The 25,653-nt window shown below is 59.4% G+C and carries 19 protein-coding genes and 2 pseudogenes; 9 read left to right on the top strand and 12 right to left on the bottom strand.

Annotated elements, in window-relative coordinates; translation table 11 throughout:
• Positions 1-68: 68 nt before the first annotated feature.
• Positions 69-380 (bottom strand): PfkB family carbohydrate kinase, encoded by a 312-nt coding sequence (locus tag OKC30_RS03630; protein ID WP_223932457.1) that lies wholly within the window; start codon positions 378-380, stop codon positions 69-71.
• On the opposite strand from OKC30_RS03630, the gene OKC30_RS03625 reads away from it, so the two are divergent.
• Together OKC30_RS03625 and OKC30_RS03620 are read left to right on the top strand one after the other, a co-directional pair.
• Entirely contained in the window at positions 294-650 is a 357-nt protein-coding gene (locus tag OKC30_RS03625; protein WP_234823661.1) for an FCD domain-containing protein, read from the top strand. The genes OKC30_RS03630 and OKC30_RS03625 overlap by 87 nt on opposite strands.
• Before the next feature lie 63 nt (positions 651-713).
• A protein-coding gene (locus tag OKC30_RS03620; protein WP_270666173.1) for an IS5 family transposase occupies positions 714-1,552 on the top strand; the annotation gives its coding sequence in 2 pieces (ribosomal slippage) (positions 714-1,056 and positions 1,056-1,552; 840 coding nt in all).
• Positions 1,553-1,767: 215 nt separating this feature from the next.
• Here OKC30_RS03620 and OKC30_RS03615 read toward each other — a convergent pair.
• The 5 genes and pseudogenes from OKC30_RS03615 to OKC30_RS03595 all read right to left on the bottom strand — a co-directional run bounded on the left by OKC30_RS03615 (position 1,768) and on the right by OKC30_RS03595 (position 10,534).
• Entirely contained in the window at positions 1,768-2,997 is a 1,230-nt protein-coding gene (locus OKC30_RS03615; protein ID WP_270666171.1) for a hypothetical protein, read from the bottom strand.
• 396 nt (positions 2,998-3,393) lie between these two features.
• Positions 3,394-4,353 (bottom strand): annotated as a pseudogene (locus tag OKC30_RS03610) (DinB/UmuC family translesion DNA polymerase); the annotation flags it as partial.
• A gap of 429 nt (positions 4,354-4,782) precedes the next feature.
• Positions 4,783-6,216 (bottom strand): multidrug efflux transporter outer membrane subunit TOprJ2, encoded by a 1,434-nt coding sequence (locus OKC30_RS03605; protein WP_088903432.1) that lies wholly within the window; start codon positions 6,214-6,216, stop codon positions 4,783-4,785.
• Between the two features lie 4 nt (positions 6,217-6,220).
• The gene (gene tmexD / locus OKC30_RS03600) at positions 6,221-9,355 is read right to left on the bottom strand and encodes a multidrug efflux RND transporter permease subunit TMexD (protein WP_270664152.1); all 3,135 of its coding nucleotides are present in this window, start codon (positions 9,353-9,355) and stop codon (positions 6,221-6,223) included.
• Between the two features lie 15 nt (positions 9,356-9,370).
• Complete coding sequence (locus tag OKC30_RS03595; RefSeq protein ID WP_088903431.1) at positions 9,371-10,534, bottom strand: multidrug efflux RND transporter periplasmic adaptor subunit TMexC2; 1,164 nt, start codon at positions 10,532-10,534, stop codon at positions 9,371-9,373.
• 179 nt (positions 10,535-10,713) lie between these two features.
• Between OKC30_RS03595 and OKC30_RS03590 the strand changes: the two genes are divergently transcribed.
• A complete protein-coding gene (locus tag OKC30_RS03590) occupies positions 10,714-11,271 on the top strand; it encodes a TetR/AcrR family transcriptional regulator (RefSeq protein ID WP_090519109.1) in 558 nt (185 codons plus the stop codon).
• 440 nt (positions 11,272-11,711) lie between these two features.
• Positions 11,712-14,402: an AAA family ATPase gene (locus OKC30_RS03585; protein WP_058131653.1), complete on the top strand. Its 2,691-nt coding sequence runs from the start codon at positions 11,712-11,714 to the stop codon at positions 14,400-14,402.
• A gap of 67 nt (positions 14,403-14,469) precedes the next feature.
• Here OKC30_RS03585 and OKC30_RS03580 read toward each other — a convergent pair whose 3' ends face one another.
• From OKC30_RS03580 to umuD, 6 genes and pseudogenes are all read right to left on the bottom strand, one after another.
• Positions 14,470-14,934 carry a hypothetical protein gene (locus OKC30_RS03580; RefSeq protein WP_023443007.1) on the bottom strand — a complete coding sequence of 155 codons (465 nt, stop codon included), beginning with the start codon at positions 14,932-14,934 and terminating at the stop codon, positions 14,470-14,472.
• Positions 14,915-16,954 (bottom strand): hypothetical protein, encoded by a 2,040-nt coding sequence (locus OKC30_RS03575; RefSeq protein ID WP_034039551.1) that lies wholly within the window; start codon positions 16,952-16,954, stop codon positions 14,915-14,917. Before OKC30_RS03575 ends, OKC30_RS03580 begins: the two co-directional genes overlap by 20 nt.
• The gene (locus OKC30_RS03570) at positions 16,951-18,681 is read right to left on the bottom strand and encodes a site-specific integrase (protein WP_034039553.1); all 1,731 of its coding nucleotides are present in this window, start codon (positions 18,679-18,681) and stop codon (positions 16,951-16,953) included. Before OKC30_RS03570 ends, OKC30_RS03575 begins: the two co-directional genes overlap by 4 nt.
• Complete coding sequence (locus tag OKC30_RS03565; protein WP_226632504.1) at positions 18,674-19,753, bottom strand: site-specific integrase; 1,080 nt, start codon at positions 19,751-19,753, stop codon at positions 18,674-18,676. The genes OKC30_RS03570 and OKC30_RS03565 overlap by 8 nt, the downstream gene beginning before the upstream one ends.
• Before the next feature lie 277 nt (positions 19,754-20,030).
• Positions 20,031-20,348, bottom strand: a pseudogene (locus tag OKC30_RS03560) (Y-family DNA polymerase); the annotation flags it as partial.
• Positions 20,329-20,772 carry a translesion error-prone DNA polymerase V autoproteolytic subunit gene (gene umuD / locus OKC30_RS03555; RefSeq protein ID WP_024945037.1) on the bottom strand — a complete coding sequence of 148 codons (444 nt, stop codon included), beginning with the start codon at positions 20,770-20,772 and terminating at the stop codon, positions 20,329-20,331. The gene umuD and the pseudogene OKC30_RS03560, both read right to left, overlap by 20 nt.
• Before the next feature lie 115 nt (positions 20,773-20,887).
• Here umuD and OKC30_RS03550 point away from each other — a divergent pair, with 115 nt between their 5' ends.
• From OKC30_RS03550 to OKC30_RS03530, 5 genes are all read left to right on the top strand, one after another.
• Positions 20,888-21,076, top strand: coding sequence for a DUF3283 family protein (locus tag OKC30_RS03550; RefSeq protein WP_021138010.1), 189 nt, complete (start codon positions 20,888-20,890; stop codon positions 21,074-21,076).
• A 147-nt stretch (positions 21,077-21,223) separates the two neighbouring features.
• Positions 21,224-21,670 (top strand): hypothetical protein, encoded by a 447-nt coding sequence (locus tag OKC30_RS03545; protein WP_021138009.1) that lies wholly within the window; start codon positions 21,224-21,226, stop codon positions 21,668-21,670.
• A 187-nt stretch (positions 21,671-21,857) separates the two neighbouring features.
• Positions 21,858-24,308 (top strand): type I restriction-modification system subunit M, encoded by a 2,451-nt coding sequence (locus tag OKC30_RS03540; RefSeq protein ID WP_270666819.1) that lies wholly within the window; start codon positions 21,858-21,860, stop codon positions 24,306-24,308.
• Positions 24,305-25,378, top strand: a complete 1,074-nt coding sequence (locus OKC30_RS03535) for a PDDEXK nuclease domain-containing protein (RefSeq protein ID WP_270666820.1) — start codon at positions 24,305-24,307, stop codon at positions 25,376-25,378. The genes OKC30_RS03540 and OKC30_RS03535 overlap by 4 nt, the downstream gene beginning before the upstream one ends.
• Before the next feature lie 3 nt (positions 25,379-25,381).
• Positions 25,382-25,653, top strand: a 272-nt coding sequence (locus OKC30_RS03530; protein ID WP_270666821.1) for a hypothetical protein, incomplete at its 3' end; no start/stop codon positions are given.

Here is a 25,653-nt window from a genome sequence, read left to right as displayed (position 1 = left end):
GCGAGGGGGACGGCCTGGGCAGCATCTTTCAGCGCGATGACGGGGGGGCTTCGAGGCGGGCGATGAGATCAGACATGGTGCGTTTCCTTGAGTGATGGCATGTGGGAGGGGGGAATGATGGCCCCCGGATACTGGATGACGGCCGCCGCCAGGCTGTGGCCTGCCCGGGCGGCGTCGGCGACGTCGGCCCCTTGCAGGCGTGCGGCGAGATAACCGGCGCTGAAGGAGTCGCCCGCCGCCGTGGTGTCGATCACCTGTTCGGGGGACAACCGCAGGGCGGCGATTTCGATCCGCTGCGCTGCCGTGACCACCAGGCAAGGCTCAGAGCCGCGCTTGACGACGATCTCGCCCACCCCGAAGCCCTGGCTCCCTGGCTGCATTGCGAGCGCAACCCCTACTGGCGCAAGCTCCACGAGCATATCGACGACAAGGCCATCTCCAGCTGGTGCGACGATCACGACCAGATCCTCAAGGCCCTGATGCGCAAGGATCCGCAGGCGGCCAAGCTGGCCATGTGGCAGCACCTGGAGAACACCAGGCAGATGCTCTTCCAGGCCACCATCTTCGATGACGAAATGGAGGATGACCGCTACCTCTTCTCCGAAAATCCCGTCGTTCATTTGACCCAGCCTTCCACTGCCAACGGCTAAGCTGTGTTCTTAAAGTGATGAAGATATAATCTCACATCTTCTCAACAGCTTAAGATCCATTCCGTGTCCCGCCGTTATCAGCTGACTGATGCACAATGGGGGCTTATCGAGCCCCAGTTTCCTTCTCGAAGCCTGATCGGGCGCCCTACCCGTGAACCGCGCCAAGTGCTCGATGGCATTCTCTGGATACTCCACACCGGAGCTCCTTGGCGAGACCTTCCAGAACGTTTCGGACCATGGAATTCGGTCTACAACACCTTCCGGCGTTGGCAGGATGCAGGCCGGATTGATGCCATTCTGGAAGCGCTGCAACTCAAGCTCAATGAAGAAGGGCTCATCGATTTCGACCTGTGGTGCCTGGACGGCTCCAATGTCAGAGCATCCAAAGATGCTGCCGGTGCACGTAAAAAAACACCTCAATGAATCAAGCCCTTGGCCGTTCGCGGGGAGGTTTCGGCAGCAAAATTCACTTGGTCACGGACGGTCATGGCTTACCACTGAGCTTCTGCCTGTCACCGGGGCAATCAGCAGAAATCAGCTATGCAACAAGCGCGTTGGCCATGGCGAGGATACCAACGTCATCAGGTCGCTACCGAACACGGCCAGCGCATCTTGCCGCAGACAAGGCCTATAGCAGCAAAGCCTTTCGAGCCGAGCTACGGCGGAGAAGGATAAAAGCGGTCATTCCGCAACGCCGCCATAAGGGGCGTCCATTGGTACTGGACAAGGTGCATTACCGCAGGCGCAATGTCGTGGAGCGGTGCTTCGGTTGGTTGAAGAAGTTTCGCCGGTTTTCAACGAGATATGAAAAGCTAGCCAAGAGTTTTGCAGCCTTTATCAAACTGGCTTTCTGCCTTCGCTACTTGCGCGAGTTATGTGTGGACAGAAAACCAGCATTTTGAGAACACAGCCTAGTGGAAGATTCTCGGGGGCGAACCCTCGAGGTTGTTTCAACCCCATGGAAGCGCTGGGCTGATGGCGTGGCCCACAGCTCCCGGGCAAATTGCCGCTCCACTCGCCGGTTTTTGCTGGCGACGCCACCTGGGGAAGGTGCGAATAAGTCATATGGCACGAGAGCATTTAATGGTAACCCATTGATATTAAATGACTAAAATTTTCATTTTTTGTTCGTGGGATACTTGTTCGCACTTTCCTTAGAGCCCGGCACGTTGAGCATGACTATGCCTCCTACATCAATGACATGGGCCACAGTGAGGCTGCCAATTTCATCGCCGCGCATCCCGGTAGTCAGTCCCAGCAATGGAGCCCAGAAATGCCAGTCTTTCGGCTGTTCGTAGGGAAGCCTACTGTCGGCTCGCCAGAGTCTATTAACTAGTTTCCCCAGTTGTTCCTGAGTGAAGGGTTGTCCGCCTTCTTCATAGTCGGCATCGTTCTTGATGGGTGTCAGCATGTCGCTGAAATTCTCGGCGACATACCGCTCAGCCTTAAGCCATTTAAGAAAGGGTTTAACGTCATGGAAGTGGGTCATCTGTCCCTGCTCGGACAGGGATGGCAGGCCCTGCTTGCCTAAGCCCAGATACCAGTTACGCCGCAGCAAGGGATCCTCAGGGCGCTCTTTCCAGATTGACAATTTCGGGAGATTCTTAGGGAGCGTGCGGATAACCTCTCGATAGTGGGTAATATCGGCAGCAACAAGCCCCGCGCTGTTCAGCGGGCCGAGAACATCGAGAAAACGCGCAAGATTGCTTTTGCGCTGGCTCAGGGTCTTGGGTTTGAGCTTCTCCACATGTTCGCTGTGCTCGTTGAATCGGGCCACCAGCCATTCCAACGATTGACCGGGCGCAGAAGGGGCAACCAAGGCACTACCGACGGGTAAAGGCTCGGCGTTGATCGTTGTTGGCAATGTGGCGAGAGCGTCCGCCGTCCGCCGGGCTTCAATGAGCTGGCCTTGTGTCCGTTGGGCAATGCCAACCGCAGTACGGGCCAGTTTCTTCGCCTTCTGAGTCACTGCCTGAGCTGCCGCCAGCTCTTTGCGGGAGCGTAGTGCTTCAAGACGCTGCTCGTTAATCTGGTCTTGCAGTGCGGCCAGTTGTTCCCCGAGCCGGATTTGTTCTCTTTTCGCGGCGATCTTCGCCTTCATGATTTCTGAGATTTCAGCCATGTCTACTTCCTGATCGACTTCCTGAACTAATGCCAATAATTCGTCGAGCAGGAGCCTGCCAAGTTGGAAAGCATGGATCCACAATTCTCCCGTTTTAGCGCGATTTTTTGTGCCAAGTGAGAAACGGGTCTCACGAGGAGCGCCGTACTGGCGGAGGGATGGGGGGAAGATCAGGCGGTAGCAGTAGACACCACAGCGGTTTTTGATGAGACCGGGATAGAGCATATGTGACACCTCAGTGTGTCACCCCCTGACCAGCCATAAAGAAAAAGCCCTGACGAATCAGGGCTTTAGAATGTGGTGGGCTGGGGGATGTTGAACCTAATGACTAACTAATTGATCTTAAATTAAAATCGCCAATTCAGAAAATTCATGTATGCCTAACCGTATGCCTAACATCAGAACTTCTGCAATAACATAGTGTTATCTGGGCTGGAATGGTCATATGTGGTTAATTGGCCTTGGAGGAAATTTTAACTCTCACCTTTCTCAAAAGGTAACTGACTCTTGCGAAAGTTGGCGCTCTCTGTTGTATCAGTTCCTCGTTTGGAAAAAAATTTCCCGTCCAAAATTTACCTGTCCAGCGAGCTTTGAATAGACTGTTTCAACCTTCTGTGGCTTTTACCTCGCCACCGGCAGGTCCTCCCAGCGGGTGGTGTAACAGGGGCTCAAGTGCTCTTGTCGCATCATCCACTCAGGCGACCCAGTGCCTTGGCTGGCAAAGCCTACGCGCCCCAATCCCTTGGCTTTGATCTGGTCCATCACTGCCATCAGCGCATCCGATTGAGCGGACGGCGGGGCAAACAGATCTGCCTGTTGTTGCCCCTTGGGGGTGAACTCACTCAGCATGACGCCCCCCTTCTGATAGCGGTAACCGTCGCGCCAAATCTGCGGTAGCAGCACGTTCACTTGCTGCAGCAGCAACCGGGTATCATCGCTAGGGCAGACCAGCCGGACGCCAGCCTGCTCACTGTAGTAAGGGGCTCGTTCATCAAAGGGGCTGGTTCGCACGAACAGGTGCACCCGCTGGCAACACATCCCCTCGGCCCGCAGCTTCTCGGCTGCGCGAGCCATAAAGCCTGACAACGCTTGGGCCATTTCTCCACGGTCAGTCACGCGCTCACCAAAGGAACGGCTCGAGAGGATCTGCTGCTTCGCCGCCGGTTCAACGGTCAGCTCTGCGCAAGGCAGGCCACGCAGCTCCTGTACGATCCGCTCGACCACCACGCCGTATTGGGCGCGTAACCCTTTGGCGTCGCTAGCCACTAGGTCAGCCACGGTGTTGATGCCTTGTGCCACCAACTTGGCCCCCAAGCGCCGTCCTATGCCCCACACCTCATCCACCGGGGTGATAGCCATCAGCCGGGCACGGCGCAGCTCGTCACGCAAGTCCACGACGCCGCCCGTGGCAGGCCACTTCTTGGCTGCATAGTTGGCCAGCTTGGCGAGGGTCTTGGTGGGGCCAATCCCGACCCCTACCGTTAGGCCGGTCCACTGCCACACTCGCTGCCGGATCTGTTGTCCATAGGCTGTCAGGTCCCCGGCAAATGACTCCGACAGTGACAGGAATGCTTCATCGATGTAAAGGAAAGAAGAACAGCCATGGACATGACTTCAGCTCAGACATTCCGCTACTCAATCTCTGATGTCGGATGTCCATAGAAAGAACCTCTTTTCCAGGAAATTGGGGCTTGAAGTCCATACCTGCGCAATTGCACCCATTTGACCAGTCAATTGCATTGGTACTGACCACCGCGTGCATCCGACTTGGCCAGTGGGCAGCAGAGACGCAACAGGCAGAAACCGGCCAGAAGCAGTCAGTCAATCATGCGTTACAGTGATTTTTTGCAGCTCTTTATAGAGCCGTTAGCTGCTGCCACCAATAATCCATAGGCCTGCCAGTCGTCAGACAGTCTTATTCTCGATCAGACGATTGCCCCGTCGATGACCAGTAGCTCACCGGTGATGGAGCCAGAGTCCGGTCTTCGGATGCAGGACTCCTGGCTTTGCTCACTCAGCGCCGATCCCGGCCATCGGTTCAGTTTGGCCCCAGCCACCGCCCAGAGACCTGAACAGGTCAACCAGCGCAATCTGCCGTTCCGTGCTGATTTGAATTAGTGTGGTCTGGTTGCTAAAGGTGCTGCGCTGGGCGTCAAGATAACGCAGGTAGTCGTCCACGCCGCCCTCGTAACGCGCCTTAGCCAGGGCCATCGCAGCCTCGCTGGAACCGGCCAGAGCCTGGCGGGCAGCCTCCTCGCGGCGCAGGGTGTCGGTGGCGGCCAGGGCATCGGCCACTTCGCGGAAGGCGGTCTGGATGGTGCCTTCGTAGTCGGCCACCGCCGCGTCCTGGCGCACTTCGGCGAGGTCCAGGTTGGCGCGGTTGCGGCCACCGGCGAAGATCGGCAGCGACAGCGTCGGGGCAAAGCTCCAGGCCCGCGAGCCGCCATCGAACAATCCGGACAACTCGGCACTGGAGCTGCCCACCGAACCGGTCAGGCTGATCCGGGGAAAGAACGCGGCGCGAGCTGCACCGATATCGGCATTGCGCGCCTTGAGGCGGTGCTCGCTGGCGAGAATGTCCGGGCGCCGTTCGATCAGTTCCGAGCTGGTGCCGGGGGCGATGTCCTGCAGCACCATCAGGTCGTCGCGGGGCGTCGCGGGCAGCAGGCGAGCGGCATCTGGCGTGCCGAGCAACAGGACCAGGGCGTTGTCCGCCTGGCGTAACTGGCGTTCGGTGCTCTCGCGCTCGGCCCTAGCCTGTTCGGCAAGGCCGACCGCTTCCTGGTAATCCAGGGCGGTGGCGGCCCCCGCTGCACGGCGCTGGCTGACCAGCTCCAGCGAGGCCATGCGGCTGTCCAGGGTTTGTTCGACCAGGGCCATGCGGCGTAGCGCACCATCGCGGGTCAGGTAGGCCTGGATGACCTCGGCAACCAGGCTGATCTGCGTGGCACGGGTCGCCTCCTCGGTCGCCAGGTAGGTCTCCAGCGCGGCCTCGGAGAGGTTGCGCACGCGGCCGAACAGGTCGACTTCGTACTCCGCGAGGCCGAGGCCGACCTGATAGTTGCTGGTCACTTCCGAGCGCCCGGTCTGCGACAGATCGGCAGGCAGGCGCTGGCGGTTGCCGCTGGCATTGGCGTTGATCGAAGGCAGGCGATCAGCACGCTGGATGCGGTACTGGGCACGCGCAGCTTCGATATCCAGCAGCGCCTGGCGCAGGCTGCGGTTGTTGCTCAGCGCCGTATCCACCGCGCGGCGCAAGTCGGCATCGACGATGAAGGTCTGCCAGTCCAGCGCCTGGGCACGGGTGCCCTCCGCGTCGGCGGCTTGCCAGTGCGACGCGACCGGTGCCTGCGGGCGCTCGTAGGTCGGGGCCAGCGAACAACCCGCCAGGGCGGCGATGGCCAGGGGCAGCAGAGCGCGACGGAGCATGAAGTGAGAGGTCATCGCATTACTCCGCTTTATGCAGGGGATGGTTGTCGGTTTGCTGAGGTTTGGTGCGCAGCAGCGACAGCACCCAGACGAAGAAGATCGGCACGAAGATCACCCCGAGCATGGTCGCGCTGAGCATCCCGCCCAGCACCCCGGTGCCCAGTGCGCGCTGGCTCGCAGCGCCGGCGCCAGTGGCGATGGCCAGCGGCACCACGCCGAGCATGAACGCCATGGAGGTCATGATGATCGGGCGGAAACGCAGGCGCGCGGCTTCGACAGCAGCATCGCGCAGCGAGTAGCCGTCTTCCCACAGGTCCTTGGCGAACTCGACGATGAGAATGGCGTTCTTCGCCGCCAGGCCGATCACGGTGATCAGGCCGACCTTGAAGTACACGTCGTTGGGCAGGCCGATAGCAGTCACCGCCAGTACCGCGCCGAGTGCGCCGACCGGCACGATCAGCATCACCGTCAGCGGGATCGCCCAGCTCTCGTAGAGCGCCACCAGCAGCAGGAACACCACGGTGATGGCCAGGGCGAACAGCATCGTCGCCTGCCCGCTGGCGACCCGCTCCTGATACGACAGCCCGGTCCACTCGTAACCGATACCTTCGGGCAGCTCGGCAGCGATGCGCTCCAGTTCGAGCATCGCCTCGCCAGTGCTCACGCCGGGCGCGGCGTCACCGGCAATGCGGATCGACGGGTAACCGTTGTAACGCGCGACCTGCACCGGGCCTTCTTCCCAGCTCGTGGTGACGAAAGCACTCAGCGGTACCAGGCTGCCGCTGTCGTTGGGCACATGCAGGCGCAGGACGCTTTCCGGTGTCATGCGCTCGGCCTGTTCGGCCTGTACCACCACGCGCTGCTGGCGGCCGGCGTTGGCGAAGTCGTTGATCACCGACGAGCCGAACGCAGTGGACAGCGCGCTGCTGATCGCTTCGAAGCTGACTCCCAGCGTGCGCGCCTGCTCACGGTCGATCACCAGGCGCAGCTGCGGCGCCTCGGCCAGACCTTCCATCATGGCGTAGAGGAACTTCGGATTGCCGTTGACCTTGCCCAGCACTTCATCGCGCGCTGCCAACAGGGCATCGCGGCCAAGGCCGGCGCGGTCCTGCAGGCGCAGGGCGAAACCACCCGAGTTGCCCAGGCCTTCGACCGGCGGTGGCGGCACCGCCATGATCGCGCCGTCATCGAGGTTGGCGAAGTGCTGGTTGACCGCAGCCGACTCGGCTTCCGGCGACTGCGAAGAATCTCGCTCGGACCAGTCCTTGAGCAGCGGGAAGGCAATGGCCGCGTTCTCACCCATGCCGGAGAAGCTGAAGCCGAGGACCAGGAAGGACGTCTGCACGGCCTCGCGGGCCATCAGAAACTCTTCCAGCTCCTCACCCGTGGCCGAGGTGCGCTCACGGGTGGCGCCTGGCGGCAACTGGATGTCGACGATCATGTAGCCCTGGTCTTCCACCGGCACGAAGGATTCCGGCAGGCGCAGGTAGAAGAAACCCATCAGCACCACCACGCCCAGGTAGATGAACATCACCCGCCCGGCGCGCGGCACCAGCTTGCCGTTGAGTTTGGTGTAGCGGCCGGTCAGGGCGGTGAACTTGCGGTTGAACCAGCCGAAGAAACCGGTCTTCTCGTGATGGCCTTCGGGGATCGGTTTGAGCAGCGTGGCGCACAGCGCCGGGGTGAAGGTCAGCGCGAGGAAGCCCGAGAACAGGATCGACACCGCCAGCGACAGCGAGAACTGCTGGTAGATCACCCCCACCGAGCCGGCCATGAAGGCCAGCGGCAGGAACACCGCCGACAGCACCAGGGTGATACCGATGATCGCCCCGGACACCTGCCCCATCGCCTTGATGGTCGCCGGCACCGGCGCCAGGCCTTCCTCGGCCATGATCCGCTCGACGTTCTCCACCACCACGATGGCGTCGTCCACCAGGATGCCGATGGCCAGCACCATGCCGAACATGGTCATCATGTTCACCGAGAAGCCAAGCAGGTACATGAAGGTCAGCGTACCGAGCAGACACACCGGCACGACGATGGACGGGATCAGGGTGTAGCGCACGTTCTGCAGGAACAGGAACATCACCAGGAACACCAGCACCATGGCCTCGATGAGGGTCATGATGACCTTGTCGATCGCCACGTCGACGAAGCGCGAGGTGTCGTACGCCACGGAGAACTCGACGTTGTCCGGGAAGTTGGCCGACAGCTCGGTCAGACGCTGCTTGACCGCCTCGGCGGTCTGGATCGCGTTGGCACCGGGCGACAGCTGCACGGCGGCGGCAACGGCGGGCTTGCCGTCCTGGCGCGAGCCGAAGTTGTAGTCCTGGCTGCCGACCTCGATGCGCGCCACGTCGCCCAGGGTCAGGCGCGAGCCGTCCTGGTTGGCACGCAGCACGATGGCGGCGAATTCCTGCGGGTTGTCCAGGGTACCCTTGACCGCCAGGGTCGCCGTCAGCTCCTGCTCGCTGGAACCCGGCGTGCTGCCGAAGGCACCGGCCGGCACCTGCACGTTCTGCGCGCGGATGGCGTTGTTCACGTCATCGATGGATAGGCCGTAGCCGACCAGCTTCTGCGGATCGATCCACACGCGCATGGCCGCCTCGGAGTCGAAGAACTGCAGCTTGCCGACGCCGTTCACGCGACGGATTTCGTTGTTGATGTTGCGCGCGGCGTAATCGGCCAGCGCCGTGACGTTGGCGTCCTTGTCGCCATCGGTGTAGCTCAGCGCATAGATCAGCAGGAAGCCGGCGGTGGCCTGCTCGGTCTGGATGCCGAGCGTCAGCACGGCCTGCGGCATGCGTGCCTCGGCCTTCTTCAGACGGTTCTGCACGTCAACCTGGGCCAGTTCGGGGTCGGTCCCTGGCTGGAAGGTGACGGTGATCTCGGCGATGCCGTTGGCGTTGCTGGTGGACTCGAAGTACAGCAGGTTCTTGGCGCCGTTGAGTTCTTCCTCGATGACGCTGGTCACCGAGTCGGTGAGCTCCTGCGCCGAAGCGCCGGGATAGGTGGCGGTCACGGTGATCTGCGGCGGCGCCACGTTGGGGTACTGCGCCACCGGCAGGAACGGGATGGCCAGCAGGCCACCCAGCGAGATGAACAGGGCGACTACCCAGGCGAAATTGGGGCGCCGGATGAAAAACAGGGACATGAGAGGTTCTCCGGCTTACTGCACCTGGGACTGTGGAGCGGCTTCGGCGGCATCTTGCTCGCGGGGGATGACCTTGGCGCCCGGACGGATAGCCGCCAGCGAGCTGGTGATCACCTTGTCGCCGACCTGCAGGCCCTCGCTGATTTGCCAGCGCGAGCCCTGCATGGCACCGGTGGTGACCTGGCGCGCCTCGACGGTATCGCCCTCCCCCAGCAGCATCACGCTGGCCTGGCCGTCAGCCGAACGCTGCACGGCACGTTGCGGCACCAGGATGGCGTTCTGGTCGAGCCCTTGCGGTGTGCGCACACGCACGTACATACCCGGCAGCAGCACGCCCTCGGGGTTGTCGAACTGGCCTCGCAGGGCGATCTGCCCGGTGCTGCGATCCACCGAGATATCGGTGAACAGCAGCGTGCCCTTGCGCTCGATATCGGTACCGTCGACACGCAGCGACAGCGGCTGGTCGCTCGCACCGGCAACCTTGCCCTCGGCGATTGCCGCGCGCAGGCGCAGGGCATCGGCAGCAGGCTGGGTGAAGTCGGCGTACACCGGATCGAGTTGCTGGATACGTGCCAGCAGCGTGGCTTCGCCCTGGCCTACCAGAGCCCCTTCGGTGACCTGGGCGCGACCGATACGCCCGGCGATGGGGGCGCGAACCTCGGCATAACCCAGGTCCAGGCGGGCAGTTTCGACATTGGCCTGGGCCGAGCGCTTGTCGGCCTGGGCGCTCTGCAGAGCGGCCATGGCGTTGTCGAAATCCTGCTGGCTGACGGCGTCGATCTTCACCAGTGGTTCGTAACGGCGAACCATCGCCTGAGCCTGGAACAGCTGCGCCTCGGCGCGAGCCAGTTCACCTTCCGCCCGCGACAGGGCCGCCTTGAACGGCGCAGGGTCGATCTGGAACAGCACGTCACCGGCCTTCACGTCGGCCCCTTCCTCGAAGGTGCGCTTGAGCACGATCCCCGCCACCCGCGCGCGCACCTCGGCGACACGCACCGGCTCGATGCGCCCTGGTAGCTCGGCGAACACTGTGAAGGGCTCGGTCTTCACGCTGAGCACATCGACTTCACGCGCTGGCGCCTCTTCCCGTTGCTCTTCGGGCTTGTCGCAGCCAACCAGGGTCACGGCGATCAAATAGGAGATCACGGAAAAAGTGATCCATTCGCGGAATTTGTTCATATCTCACCCAAGCGCGAAGCCAGTACGTAGTCGAAGCCGCGCATGATCCACGCAAAAATCAAATAAGTCAATATTGACTCATTTGATTTTGGTGTGAACAAAGCTAGTATCCTCTTTGAGAAAAATGAGTGTTCTAGGCAAAATACCCGCATCTGCCCGCGATAGATAAAGAGTGACCGATGGATTTAACTGCTGCCGATGAGAAATTGCTGAAGGCCCTGGCGATCGCCATCGTTGACCACCCGCGAGCCACGTTCAAAGAAATAGCCCAGGCAGCGGGGGTCAGCAAGGCGACGCTCAACAGGTTTTGCGGCACCCGCGACAACCTGATCGAGATGCTTCTGAATCATGGTTCGGTGGTTATTTATAGGGTCATTGCCGATGCCGATCTTGAGGCGGCGCCCTTGGACGCATTGCATCGTCTGATCGAAGGCCATTTGATTCACAGGGAGTTGTTGGTATTCCTCTCATTCCAGTGGCGCCCGGACACGTTTGATTTAGATGCAGGCGGCTGCCGATGGCTGCCTTACTCGGAAACGCTGGACGAGTTCTTTCTCCGCGGGCAAAAACTGGGCGTATTCCGTATCGATATCGGTGCCCCGGCGCTTACCGAAATCTTCTCCTCCTTGATCTTCGGCCTGGTAGACGCCGAGCGCCGCGGCCGTATCGCACGCGCAGGTATGGCGGCGTTGATCGAGCAATTCTTCCTGAACGGGGCTTGCAACTACCAAACTTAACGGAAAGCAACGCTCAGTTTTTTTTCCAACGGGTTGGCGGTGTCCGTTTTTGGCCGTTCTCTGACGGTCGTGACAGTGACACGCCCTGGTCAAGTTGAACGCAATCCGTGGTCAACGCCAACCCAAATTGGTGGTCAAGAGGAGTGCAATTTCGCACATACCTGAGGACTGCTCACCACATCGCTTGCGTCGGTAGTAGCTTCCGCACTTTCCCCGTCTCTCACCGCTAAACAGCGCTTTCCGGTAGCGGACTTTAGAGCGGCTTGATACTGGCCAGCATGCAGAAATTCTGCCCGTGTAGCGTCACGACCGGACAAGCCACTAGGGTGGCGGTCAGGAAGGCAGGCAAACGGAACACGGCGAAGCACCTCGAAGGCGCTGGCCACTTGCCATCCAACTGGGCGCGGCCTTTAATCGGCGGATCTGGAAAGGAGACGGATATGCCATTGTTGGACGAGATTATTGGGTGGGCCGGCGGACTCAGACCCTGGCAGCAGGAAGCACTGCGCCGGATATTTGCCCGGGCCGAACTAACCCAAGATGACATCGAGACCATTCTGCGAATGGTTCGCGAGCAAGAACGGGAAGACGCAACCACGGGGGGAGCACGGCCATTCACGCTGGACGACGTACCAGGCGCCGGAAGTGGCGCAACCGTGCGGTTGGTGGGTGTCTCGGGGCTAGACCAGGTAAACGGCTTCCCGTCCGGTCGTGCCTTTGACCTCGCACCGGAGGGCATGACCATTTTCTTTGGTCATAACGGCGCCGGCAAATCCGGCTACGCCCGCGTCTTCAAGAATGCCTGCAACGCTCGGCATCGGGTGGAGGTCCTGCCCGACGCTTTTGGGGCGGCAACCCCAGCTAGACTGCCATCAGCAGATTTCGCCATTTTGGTGGATGGCACTCCGGAAACCGCACGTTGGGTCCAGAACGGGCCGGCCCATTTGCATTTGAGTTCGGTCTCGGTCTACGACGCGGCCTGTGCCAATGACTACATCGACGCGGAAGGGACCCCTGCATTTCAGCCCTACGGACTCACTCATCTGACGCGCCTGGTCCTACTTCAGCGTGATTTACAGGCACGGATTGGGACCGAACGCAATGCCTTGGCTCTGGATACCCGGCAATTCGAACCGCTGAAGGGTGACACCGAAGTCGGCCGCTACATCGCCAAATTAGGTGGGGACTCGGACCGCGCCGTGCTTGCTCGATTAGGGACGGTCGGTGACGATGAACTCCGGCGACTGGAGTTTCTGAAGCGGACATTACTGGAAAGCGATCCTGTGCCGCAGGCGCTGGCCTTGGAACGTTTGGCGACACGCTTGGACCAGGCGCAGCGTCGAGCCGAGGAAGTCCAGCGCTGGGTGAATGATCGTGCCATAGCACGGGCAAAGGAACTGATTACAACGGAAAAAACCGCGCATCTCGCCATGCAACTGGCGCAAGCGCGTCTTCAGGATCGAGACACACTGAACGCCATGGAGTTGCCGGTAACGTCCTCACCCACCGCCACGCTGCTGGAAGGCACAGGAGCTGAACTCTGGCAAACGATGTACCGAGCCGCTGAGGCTTTCTCTCAGCAGACGGCATACCCTGAACATCCCTTCCCGCACCTGGAACCGGACGCTTACTGCGTACTCTGCCAGCAACCTTATTCAACGGATGCCTCGGAGCGCATGCGGCGTTTCGCGGCATTTGTCGCCGACAGCGCCACGGCGGATGCGCAAGCCGCCACGCTTGCGCGCATGAACGCTCTAGGGAAGGTGCAGGCTGTCGATCTAAACGTTCTGGATGTGCCAACACGGGCTGACGTGGAGGAGCGACTGCCCGACCTACACGCTGCCATCACCGCAGCGGCATCGGTCTGGACCGCCCGGCATACTTGGGTTAGCCAAGCCCTGCAAACTGGAAACTGGTCCCCCGAGTCAGAACCGCTTCCTATCGAAGCAAACCTCGATAGTCTCTTCGCCGCCAAAGCTGCTTCGCTCCGAGTCGACGCCAATACCCTGCGGACCTCTGCCGATCCCGCTCTACGCTTGGCGCTGACCCAAGAACTGGCAGAGCTAGAAGCCCGACAACGCCTCGCCAACCAGCTTGGCGCGGTGGAGCGCTTTGTTCAGGACAGTCAGGTCCATGCCACATTGAGCCGCTGCCATGCCGCCCTCAACCCAGCGGCAGTGTCACGCAAACTGACGTCCCTGGCGGCGACGCATGTGACCGAGGCTCTGGCCGCTTCTATGAATGCTGAGTTGAAAGCCCTGGGCTATAAGCGACGGGTGCAACCCGACCTGAGCGGGCGCACAGAGCTGGGGGTGACCAAGGTCACGCTGCGCCTGCAGGAAATCACGGCGAAAGCCTCCAAGGTGCTGTCAGAGGGCGAGCAGCGCGCGTTGGGGATGGCTATGTTCCTCGCCGAGCTCGAATCCCTGCCACATACTTCGACCGTTATTTTCGACGATCCGTCTACGTCGCTGGATCACGTATATCGTCGGGCCATAGCTCGGCGTTTGGTAGCGCTGGCTGAGACCCGCCAAGTGCTGGTGTTCACCCATGATGCGGTGTTCCTGACCGAGCTCGCGATGGCGCTTCAGCGCGCTGATCGCTCGGCCAGCTACAAGACCATCGGTTGGGACGAGTCGCCGGGACTAGTGAGCGAGGGGCTGACGTGGACGACGATGGACACCAAGGCCCGCCTGGCCGATCTCGAAAGTCGTGCGAAAGCACTGAACGTTCCGGTCGGCAGCGACCCGGATGATGAGCTTGAGCGGCAAATCGCATCGGGATACTCAAGCCTCCGAGGCACTGTCGAGCGCGCCATACGCGAGGTTTTTTTGAACAATACCGTCCAGCCGTTCAGCGATGTGGTGAGCGTAGAAGCATTTGGTGCTGTCATTGGCCACCCCGCAGAGGAGTGGGAGCAGTTGCTGGCAGTGTATGCGCGGGCCTGCGAAGCTACCGAGGCCCACGACACCCCAGGCGAGCGCCAACTACCGCTTCCCGCGCGTGAGGAGTTGCTCGGCGATATCGCCCAGGTCCTGGAATTAATCAAAAACGCGACTAAACGCCGAACTGCCTACGAGAATCTACGCCGGGAGCGGACCGCGCAACGCAAGAAGCTCTTCGGCGGCTAGCCCGACGTTTCATGCCGGGCTGGTCGGGCATGGCTGTGTTTCTTTCGAATATTGCGAGCTCTCCGTTTCAAAGTTTTTTGTGGCCTCGCGGATCAAGAGGAAGCACATTGGAGGCCGGCAGTTGGCGCTCCAAGTCCGCAATACGGTCGTACAGCTCAAGAATGGTGGCGTCGGCCTCACTGAGTAGGCTGGCTAGGTGGTCACGCTGCTGCGTGATTTCCTCGATCCGTTCTCGAAGTCCACGATTTTTTCTGCGGGCTAATAAGCTGACTTGGCGCACTGATGGCGGACGTTGCTCAGCGTGTCCTTCCACGTACTTTTGGATCTCAGCGATCAGTAGGGGGAAACGAGCTTTTTTCAGTGCAGAGGGGTCGCTGCCGGCCTCCTTGGCAACGTTGTTCTGACTTACGGGCGTCCCCTTCGGCAGTCGTTCGGGCTTGTTGCTCTTCAGCCGCTCGAACGCTGCGCGATACTGCTCGCCGGCACTCATTCGCTTAGCCGGGTCAGCGGATTCATGTTTGCCGGATGACATGGCGATAATTCTCCACACTACGTTTCTGGGCTTCCAACGAAGTCCTTAGCGGACTGTCTACCTCGGCAGCGGCCAGGCGCTCATCCAATACCGCCTCCAACACTTCGACTTCGTCGAGTTGCTCGGGGTCATAGAGAACGTCCGCACATGGTTTGGTTTCTCCGGGGGAGTCGCCCCCTCCGCAGCGAGCGATATTGTCGATGCCCCCATAGGGACAGGGGGTACGGCTCGTGCAGATGCCCAGCAAAATCGGTCGATGAGTGACCGTCCCCTTCTTAGCCAGATTGATCGCTTTCTTAGCATCAGAGGCTGAGATTAGGCGGACAATCTCAGATTTTCGCTTCTCGCCGTGGGGGCTGACGAATCGGTTGCTCGTCAGCTGTTGCAGCTGCCTACCCAAAGTTTCGTACATGGTGCGGACGTAGTAGGTATGGGCCTTCTCTTCCAGCCGTACCCTGGAATGGTTTTGCCCGTAGTAGAGACTCATCGCTCTGGCGACGTGCTTTAGCTGAAACTGCAATGAAGCGTCGCTGACCAGCCCGGATGCCTGCATATTCACTGCGCCGGTTCGTCGGAGTTGATGCCAGGCCAACGGCCAGATTTTGCCGACCGCAAACTCGTCGGTCAGCGTCGGCGTCACCAACCGAGCCAATTCGAAATCTTCCGGCGTAATGCGCAATTGCTCACGGTCGAACAGCTTGTCGAACCACTGAAGCACATGGGCATAGCTCGGAATCGATGGCCGAATCGTGCGGTTGATCTTGGTGAACTTCGTTCCCCACGGTTCAAGGCAATAATCAAGCAGATAGCGCTTGGCCGGATCATCCGGCACCGAGGCCTCGCCGGGGGGAGAGTCGCATTCTGCGCGGAGGTCTGCGACCACACGCATGGCTTCAACTGCCACCTGAGCTGACGGGGACGTCACCCAAAGTGCCTCAGAATCCGACATCGTCTTGGTCGTTCGTCCGCACAATACATGGATGTCGCCAAACTGCGGATCACGTTCTATGTGCAAGCAATCGGCGCGCAGGTTCCAAGCCTCTTCGACTCGCATGAGGCTGAAGTTCAGCAGATAGCACAGTCCAGATCGACTCACGAGGTTGAGGTAGCGACTCAGAGTTTGAATGCGAATTTCGTCGTCGCTCACTCCCAGCCAGCGACGAAATAGTTCCACCATGCCAAACCGATGCGCGGTGTCGATGAATGGGCCGTAGTACTGCCGCCCAGTCCACTTTCCGTTTGATCCATCCGACGGCCACTGAAACGGATAGAACGATTGTGGCCTGCGTTGTCCTTGGAGACTGGCAGAGTTGTGCCGATAGGCAGCCAGACAGAAGCGGAAGCACTCCTCGACTTGGCCTCGATGCGCCAAAAAGTCATCCAGGCATTCGCGCAAGCGTGTGATTTGATAGTGCCAAATGCGGGGCGGGATATAGGGGGTCTGGAGCTTCTGGTGGTCGGGCATGGCCGCTGCGAGGCGTGCCAACCCTGCGCGATCCAACAAGGTGAACCCCAGCGCATCCCGCCGCTCGTACAGTTCGTGCAGCAATGCCAAGAACTCACCGGACCGGGAAGCCTGGAGCACCTCCGGGAGACGGTCGGCAACGCGCGGAAAATGACTCAGTTCGGATGCGAGAATGCCTTCTTGAGTGCACAAGACGAACAGCCGACGCATCTGGTCGAAGCGCGTTTTCAGGCCTCGGTATCCACGGGCTCCATTGGGGCCGTATAGCCACCAGCCGATTACGGTCCGCAATAAATCGGCGTTCGCAGGATCGATCGCGGCGACATATTTCTTAGCTGGGCCATCGCCGAAATTGAGAGTGAGCCGTTTTCCCGCCCATGGGTCGAGCCGCCAAATGGCATCGCCCCAACGGCTCACCACCTGGCCAGCGGCATCTATGATGACCGGCCAATCACGCTGCGGTGGCCAGCACGGCGGACGGTAGTTCGGCGCATCAGGAATCGCTAGGGGCGAGTCGATGCCGAGGCCAAGTTCGGAAAGAATATTTTTCGTCATGCTGATCTTTGTCGCAGTTCTGCCAATCGGATGAAGCCATCCCAGGCCGGGTGGTAGTCACCTTCACTTATGCGCGCTCTGGCTTCTTCGACCCAAAGCCTGCGGACCTCGCTACTTTCTTCGAAGAAGCGCAGTTTGGCCGTCAGCCGATCGATCACCAGCAGGGCCGGATGCTCTGTCGTCAGGTGCTTACCCGAACTGGATGGGCGGTAGCGTGCCAGTTCAAGCGATTTGAGGTGGCGCAAGCTACCGAGAGACCACACATGATCCTCACTTTCGATATCCCGGTGCTGGGTACAGAACAGGCAACCGGCAGCATTGATGCAGTCGGGTCGCGGACCATTCTTCGGCATCGTGCCCACTGGTTCAGGTGTGGCCGATACACATCTACCAGGAGCAGGAGGTGAAAGGGACGGATCGGTTTGCTGATGGAAGCGCGTAATTTCCACCATAGCGATCTGCGGATGGGGGTCGGCATATACGCGTATCAGCGTTTGCACCGTATGCTGGGCCAACTCCGCAACCTGTTGGGGATTCTGGGACTCCCGAAGCAACCAGTTGATGCGCGTCCCGCGCAGTTTTCGCGGTCTCACTATCGGTATGCCAAGCTCGCGGCAGATGCGCGTAACGTTCGTGAACTGCGTCGCCTCTTCTAGGATTCGTCCCCCGCTACGTATAAGCGGAAAGAGCAAACCATCCGGCTCATTGGGAAACCATTCGGAACGCCATTCGAGATAGCGCTCGAACCACTCTCGATAACTGGCAAAGATCTCGAATAGCACTTCTCCTTCCCGTCGATTTTTGTAGGTACGTACCTGGTAGCCGTCTATGTGGCTGGTGTAATGAAACTGCTCAACCCGCAGGGTATGTGCTTGCTGGAGGTTCAGACCGGTCTGGGCGATGAACATCAGCAATTCACTCTCGATCCGTAAATTGACGATGGGGAAACGGGTCCGCAGTGTCCGATCTGCATCGTGGGCGGCACGCGCCGCCAGGGATGCTTCGATTTGCGCTTGGTTTTGCGGCCTGGTACGGCGGGCCGCTACTTTCTCGGGGCTCTGCAATCCCGACCATAGTTCCAGCACTTGGCCGGTGCGTAACGAAATACAAACTGGGAGGGGGGCCATTGTCCCCCTCCAGGTCAATGCCTCGCATACGTCAGCTAGAAGGTGTCCGAATGCGAAGGTGTTTTGCAGATTCTGCTTGTCCGCTTTGCTCGTATGTACCTTGCCTTTGCCGCGCGGCTTGCGAATACGTGTGCTCTTGCTCAGGCTTGCTTGGCGGTCCAATGCTCGGTCCAGCATCGTCGCCGTGAGCCTGGTGAGATCGTACAGGGACCCATCGCTGAAATTGCGTTCGACTCGATGACGCTGGAGCAAGTGATCGGTCCAACGAATGAACGTGTCGGCCGCCGTCTCGAGACTGAGATTCACGTTTTCTGAATCGATCCAGGCAAAGAATCGGCGCAATGCACTGATCTTGTTCTGCACCGAGAAGCGACTTCCGCCACCAGCAAGGTCGTCAGTCATGTGCTCATGCAGCTGCGTCACCAGCTCGAAACGTTCCGGCAAGGGACTGCCGAGTTCGCCCTGCGCGATCTGGCGGCCCACATGCTTCACCTTTGCTGCTGCACCTCCGCGAAACAGCAGCGGCCGGAGGTCCCAGGGCGTTTCAGTGGCCCCATACTCAAGCATCGGGAAAGTGAGGTCGAATTCGGAACTATCCATCGTGCCGCGCCCCAGCGCCGATCCCGCTAAATGCCGCCATGAAGCTATTTGAGAGGGCTTGTTTGATCGGCAGTGCCTGTACGAATCGGATGTATTTGAAGGTGGTGGCTTCAGAGTTAGGCCCATGGAGCAACGCGTCGCTGACCGTCGCAATTACAATAGCGACATCGGCACAAGCCGATAGCGCCAGACGTGCCAATTCGGTACCGAAGGTGCAGCGCGACTGATGGAAGCGGAATTTACGGAGCACCTGTAGTTCTGCTTTGACGCCCCGTTTTCGAAACTCGGACATCTCAACATTCACAGCAGATGACTGATCGGTGCCGCGCCTGCCATAGGCGTTACCAAAGCGGGTCAAGAACAGCAAATCACGATTCTCGGGCGAGGCTTTCGCCTCTCGTTCCATCCTCCGCCAGCCTTTGGCATATTCCAGCAATTCATCACGCAACGCTTCGGGTATCCAGACCTGGCCAGTCACACCGAATTTCGTGTGCACTGGCGGAGCTGCGCCTGGACCAACTGCAAGGCGTAGAAGCCCTTCAGCGGAAGGGTCGGGGGCGGCGCGCTCCAGAGACTGAATCTTGAGATCACAGATGCTGCCGAGCCGCATCCCGGTAAAAAATCCAAGGGCCAACATGAGGTAGAGCTCGGGCGTGGCGTTCTCTGCGGCGAAATCCAGAATTGCATCGCGATCGGTCTCCGAGACTGGCAACAGCCCATCTTCAAGCGTTTGGCCTGGGCGCTTACGGTTCGGGATGCTGAGGTCGGTGGTGGTTCCGCTGATCGTTCGCTCGAACCCCACCCGGTCGAAGTATTTAACGACGTAGGGTTTTTCCCGCCACAGCTGGACGTGTGGAGAAAGAAGCTCCCTATGCCTTACCCACCGATAGAACATGATGCAATTGCGCATGTACTCAGACGCCGTGGATGGGCCGATCTGGCCGGCATCGCGCATCTTGATCAACGCCCCTCGGTATAGCACCAGGCAGCGGTCAGCTTTGCGAGCGGGAAACTCGAACCACTGCAAATCACGAGATTCAAGAAATTTAGCGTAATTGAGAAGGCCATTCATGTTACTGGCAACGGTCTTAAGAGAAGCGTCACCAGTCGTTGCTCGCTCCACTGCCCACAGGTTTGCCTCCCTCCAAGGTGCATAGTCTGCCCAAAAGATTTGGGGCAAGCCCTCAATGGATGGCCGGCTGCTACTGGGGGAGTATGCGACGGCGTTCTCTCTGCGCACGAGGTAATGGGGCACGAAATGAATGCGCTCTAGCGTCGCCATTCAACGCCCCTGGGACGCTTAACAATGTCCATAGATAGAACTCAATAGCTTAGGCGTCCGCACTATACAACTTACTCTTATCGATGGAGTAGACCTCCAGCTCGGGGGCCATGGTCTCCAACGTGCTCATCACCCTGCCAGACATGTCTCCATAGAGCGCGTAGTTGGAGCTGAATGCCACACCGCCATGCGCCTCGAACTGCTCGCGGATCTTGAAGTAGGGCCCGGCCATCTTGATACCCATCGCCTTGGCTTCGGGGCTGCGCGACACCACGCATCCATCGTTGTTGGAGAGCACCACGATCGGGCGGCCACGCAGCTCAGGGCGAAACAGCCGCTCACAGCTGGCGTAGAAGTTGTTTACATCAACGAGCGCTATAGCCATCACGCTGCCTCAGATTGCCAATCACATGGGTGACCACTCCGAACAACTCCAGGGAGAGGCTCATACAAGGGTCGATAGGCGCGAACGCCGGATTGGCTGGCAACAGCCGCAACCTCGGCTTGAGCTGCAAGGTCTTTACCGTGAAGCCGCCATCGAGTAGTGCAATCACCACATCACCATGGCGAGGGGTGAGGCTCTTATCGACCACCAGCAAGTCACCGGGAAAGATGCCGACCCCGGTCATGCTCTCCCCCTCGGCACGCAGATAGAAGGTTGCTGCAGGGTGCGGCACGCAGTGGGTGTTGAGGTCCAACTTCCCTTCCAGATAGTCGCTGGCTGGGCTGGGAAAGCCACAAGAGGCGCGGTGCAAGAACAGCGGGATGGTCACCTCGGCGGGTGATGGGTCTGGGGTTAACAGCTTCATGGCAAAACACCTGTATTTATATACAGCCATTATAGCGCACCACCTTTGAACCAGCGCAAGTCCCGCATGCCACTGATGGCGTACCATGGCGCCAACAAATAACAAAGAGATCAGTATGAGTCACAATCTGTGTGCCCTACCGAAAGAGCAGCAAGAACGGGTCGAGGTCGAGAAGGCTGCCGCATATGCCGTATGGAAAGAGCGCAACGGTCACTTGGCCAGCGCAGAAAGCGAAGCAAGCCAGCATAAGGGTGAGCTGGGCAGCTACTTTCTTGAGCAAGTGGGTAAATACAAACGAGGTTAATTCTCTCAAGCTGGACTGATCGCGCCTCAGTGGACGATCTTGCCATCACGCATCCGCCTGAAAACACGACATGTTAAAAACCTCAGTATCGAAGCTGGGCGGCTGGCCCGGTATAGTCAATCGAGTTCACGTCAGAGGAGAGATGCAATGAGTCACCAACCCGGCTTTTGGTTAGCGACACGCCAGTGGTCGCTGGCCGCACTGCTGCTGAGCCTAACGCCGCAAGTCGTGTTTGCAGCCGACTGCACCTATCGAAAAGATGCATTGGGCCATACCCGCTATCAGTGTGACGATGGTAAGCAGGGCACCTTACGTGAGGATGCGCTTGGCAACATCAAAGACTCGGGAACCGGAACGACCTGGCGTAAGGATGCGCTCGGCAATCTTAAGGGGAGCGATGGTACTACCTATCGGCAAGACGCGCTGGGCAATATTCGCGGCAGCAATGCCAAAACTGGTGAACGGGTGACATGGCGTGAAGATGCGCTTGGTCAGTTGCGTGCATCTGATGGCACCGTTTGTCGAACCAACGCGCTGGGGCAACTCAAATGCCGTGGCGAGAGCACACCGCCGGCCTTGCTGGAAGGCAAATGATGGCTTTTGCAGCAAACGATCTGCCTATCCGTCACTGATGTGATATCCACCATGGTTGCCACGGGGTCAAGTGGGTAAACTCGTTGGCAATCTCTGGCGTGCTCACCCGTATGGGTGCAAACAATCGCCTCTTTTCGTTTTCCAAGCGCCGGTCGGCGTTTATCAGACTCTTATTGGAACCCTTTCCATGGCTATCAAGAAAAACGAACTCTACTCCTCCCTGTGGGCCAGTTGCGATGAACTGCGCGGCGGTATGGATGCCTCCCAGTACAAGGACTATGTGCTCACCCTGCTGTTTGTGAAGTACGTTTCCGACAAGGCCAAGGGTAACCCCTACGCCATGATTGAGGTGCCGCACGGGGCGAGTTTTAGTGACATGGTGGCGCTCAAGGGGACCGCGAATATCGGCGAGGCGATCAACCTCACCATCTCGGCGCTGGCCGAAGCTAATGATCTCAAGGGCGTCATCGACATCGCCGACTTCAACGATGAGGACAAGCTCGGCAAGGGCAAGGAGATGATCGACCGCCTGACCAAGCTGATTGGCATCTTTGAGGGGCTGGATCTCTCCGCCAATCGCACCGAAGGCGATGATCTGTTAGGCGATGCCTACGAATACCTGATGCGCCACTTCGCCACCGAATCGGGCAAGTCCAAGGGGCAGTTCTATACCCCGGCCGAGGTGTCGCGCATTCTGGCCAAGGTGATCGGCATCAGCCGCCAGACGCCGCAAGATGCCACCGTCTACGACCCCACCTGCGGCTCCGGCTCCTTGCTGCTCAAGGCCAGTGACGAGGCGGGACCCAAGGGGCTCACCATCTACGGTCAGGAGATGGATAACGCCACCAGCGCCCTGGCGCGCATGAACATGATCCTGCACGACAATCCGACCGCCAAGATCTGGAAGGGCAATACCCTGGCCGCGCCCCAGTGGAAGGAGGGCAACAACCAGCTCAAGTGCTTCGACTTTGCCGTGGCCAACCCGCCCTTCTCCAACAAGAACTGGACCAGCGGCCTGGATGCCGAGCACGATGAGTTTGGCCGCTTTGTCTGGGGGGTACCGCCGGAGAAAAATGGCGATTACGCCTTCTTGCTGCACATCATCAAGAGCCTCAGCAGCCGCGGCAAGGGGGCGGTGATCCTGCCCCACGGCGTGCTGTTTCGTGGTAATGCCGAGGCGCGCATCCGCGAGAATCTGCTCAAACAGGGCTTTATCAAGGGCATTATCGGTCTGCCTGCCAACCTCTTCTACGGCACCGGCATTCCGGCCTGCATCATCGTCATCGACAAGGAGACGGCGCACCAGCGCGCCATCCAGGCCAACGGCTATACCAGCCAGAGCCTGTTTATGATCGATGCCAGCAAAGGCTTTATCAAAGATGGCAACAAGAACCGGCTGCGCGAGCAGGACATCCACAAGATCGTCGATACCTTTACCCGCGAGCAGCTGATCCCCCGTTACAGCCGCGCCGTGCCGCTCTCCGAGATCGCCGCCAACGACTACAACCTGAATATTCCGCGCTATATCGATGCCAGCGAGGCCGAAGATCTGCACGATCTGGCCGCCCACCTTAAAGGCGGCATTCCCAATCGGGATATCGACGCCCTGGGCGCTTACTGGCAGGTGTTCCCGACTCTGCGGGCCGATCTGTTTGCTCCGGCCCATGCGGGTTATAGCCATGCTTTGGTGGAGGCCGCCAAGGTCAAGAGCACCATACTGGCGCACCCCGAATTTGTCCGTTTTGCATCTGCTTCGCTTGAACCCTTCTCGCGCTGGTTTACCGAGTGCCATCTGGCGGAGATAAAGCCGGGCGAATCGCCCAAGGCATTGATCGAGGAGATCAGCGAATCGCTGCTCGCCGCCTATGCGCCGCTGCCGCTGCTGGATAACTACGATATCTACCAACTGCTGCTGGATTACTGGCATGCCGTGATGCAGGACGATGTCTATGTGCTCTGCCAGGATGGCTGGGCGGCGGGCAAGGTGCTGCGCGAGCTTAAGGTCGACAAGGGCGAAAAGCTTAAAGAGACGCCGGATCTGGTGCTTGGCCGCGCCAAGTACAAGGCCGAGCTGCTGCCACCGGCGCTGCTGGTGGCCCGCTTCTTTAGCGACGAGCAGGCCGCCATCGACGCCTTGCAGGCCGCCGCGGATGAGGCCAGCCAACATCTGGAGAGCTATCTGGAAGAGCAGAGTGGCGAGGAGGGGCTGCTGAGTGACGCCGCCAACGACGCAGGCAAGATCAACGCCGCCAGCCTGAAGGCGCGGCTCAAGCAAGCCAGCGATGCCGATGAAAAGGCGGCGCTAAAAACCGCGATCAAGCTGTTCGAAGCCGAAAGTCAGGCTAAAAAGGCGGTAAAAGAAGCGCAAGAGGCGCTGGATCGGGCGGTGGTTGCCCGTTACCCCAAGCTGACCGAGGATGAGATCAAGCAACTGCTGGTGGAGGATAAGTGGCGCGCCAGCTTGCAGGCCGCCATCGAGGCGGAGATTGAGCGCATCACCCAGCAGCTGGCCAACCGCGTCAAGGAGTTGGAGGAGCGCTATAGCGCCACCCTGCCGCAGCTGACCCAGCAGGTCGCAGATCTGGAGGCCAAGGTGGCCGCGCATCTCAAAAGCATGGGGCTGGAGTGGACGCGATGAATCAACAGAACGCTTCTATGTTGCTGCCGGAGGCGCAACAACAGGCCGATCGGCTCTTTGGCCAGATCGGCAGCCTGATTGAACAGGCTCGTACTCAGGTTCATCGAGCCGTTAACAGCGCCATGGTGAGCTGTTACTGGCAGATCGGTTGTCTTATCGTCGAATCCGAACAGCAGGGACAAACCCGGGCCGCCTATGGCCAGCAGTTGCTGGCCCAGTTAGCCGTGCAGCTGACCAGTCGCTTCGGCAAAGGCTTTGATGCCAGCAATCTGCGTAATATGCGGCGTTTTTATCTCGCCTTTCCAATTCAGGAGACAGTGTCTCTCGAATTGAGCTGGTCCCACTACAACCTGCTAAGTCGCATCGACAATCCGGCTGCCCGGCAGTGGTACCAAACCGAAGCGATAAGCCAGAACTGGAGTGTGCGGGCACTGGAGCGCCAGATAGGTGTGCTCTATTACGAACGCCTGCTGGCAAGCCAGGATCGCGCTGTGGTTGAAGCCGAGGCCCAGCGCCAGCTGGCACCGTTGCAAAGCCAGGTTACCGATTATCTGCGTGACCCCTATGTGCTGGATTTTCTCAATCTGCCTCAGGCGCACTGGTTGGAAGCGGATCTGGAGCAGGGGCTGATCGACAACCTGCAAGCCTTCTTGTTGGAGCTGGGCAAGGGCTTTGCCTTTGTGGCCCGTCAGCAGCGCATCCGCACCGAGGATCAGGATTTTTATATCGATCTGGTCTTCTACCACTTCAAGCTCAAATGTTTTGTGCTGATCGATCTCAAGCTGGGCAAGCTGACCCATCAGGACGTGGGACAGATGGACAGCTATGTGCGCATCTATGATCAGCACCACAAGGCCGCCGATGATAACCCCAGCATAGGTCTTATCCTGTGCAGCCAGAAGAGCGAAGCGGTGGTGAAATATTCGGTACTGACCGACAGCCCGCAACTGTTTGCGGCCAAATACCTGCCCTATCTGCCCACCGAAGCCGAGCTGAAAAACGAGCTGGAGCAGGAGCGTCTGCGTGTGCAGGCTCGGCTGGAGCAGGCCCATAAAGCGGCACAGGAGTAACCCATGACCATAATAGACAAGCCGAACATCACAGGCGGCCAGGGTGGCCGCCCATCGCAAAAGCATGGGGCTGGAGTGGGCATAATGGCAGAGCAGATGATGCAAGAGGCAGCAGACAAGGCGATCCCGGCGGGCTATAAACAAACGGAAGTGGGAGTTATTCCGGAGGATTGGATTGTCGAGCCATTAGAAAACTTTCATATACAGGACCTTAAGAAAACACTTCATTTGAAATTCCTTCTAAGGTCCTGTTCTGTATCGATTTTCGCTGCTTG

Source organism: Aeromonas sp. QDB18, from assembly GCF_027705325.1.
Lineage (GTDB): Bacteria > Pseudomonadota > Gammaproteobacteria > Enterobacterales > Aeromonadaceae > Aeromonas > Aeromonas caviae.
This window is presented reverse-complemented; position numbering and strand designations above follow the sequence as displayed.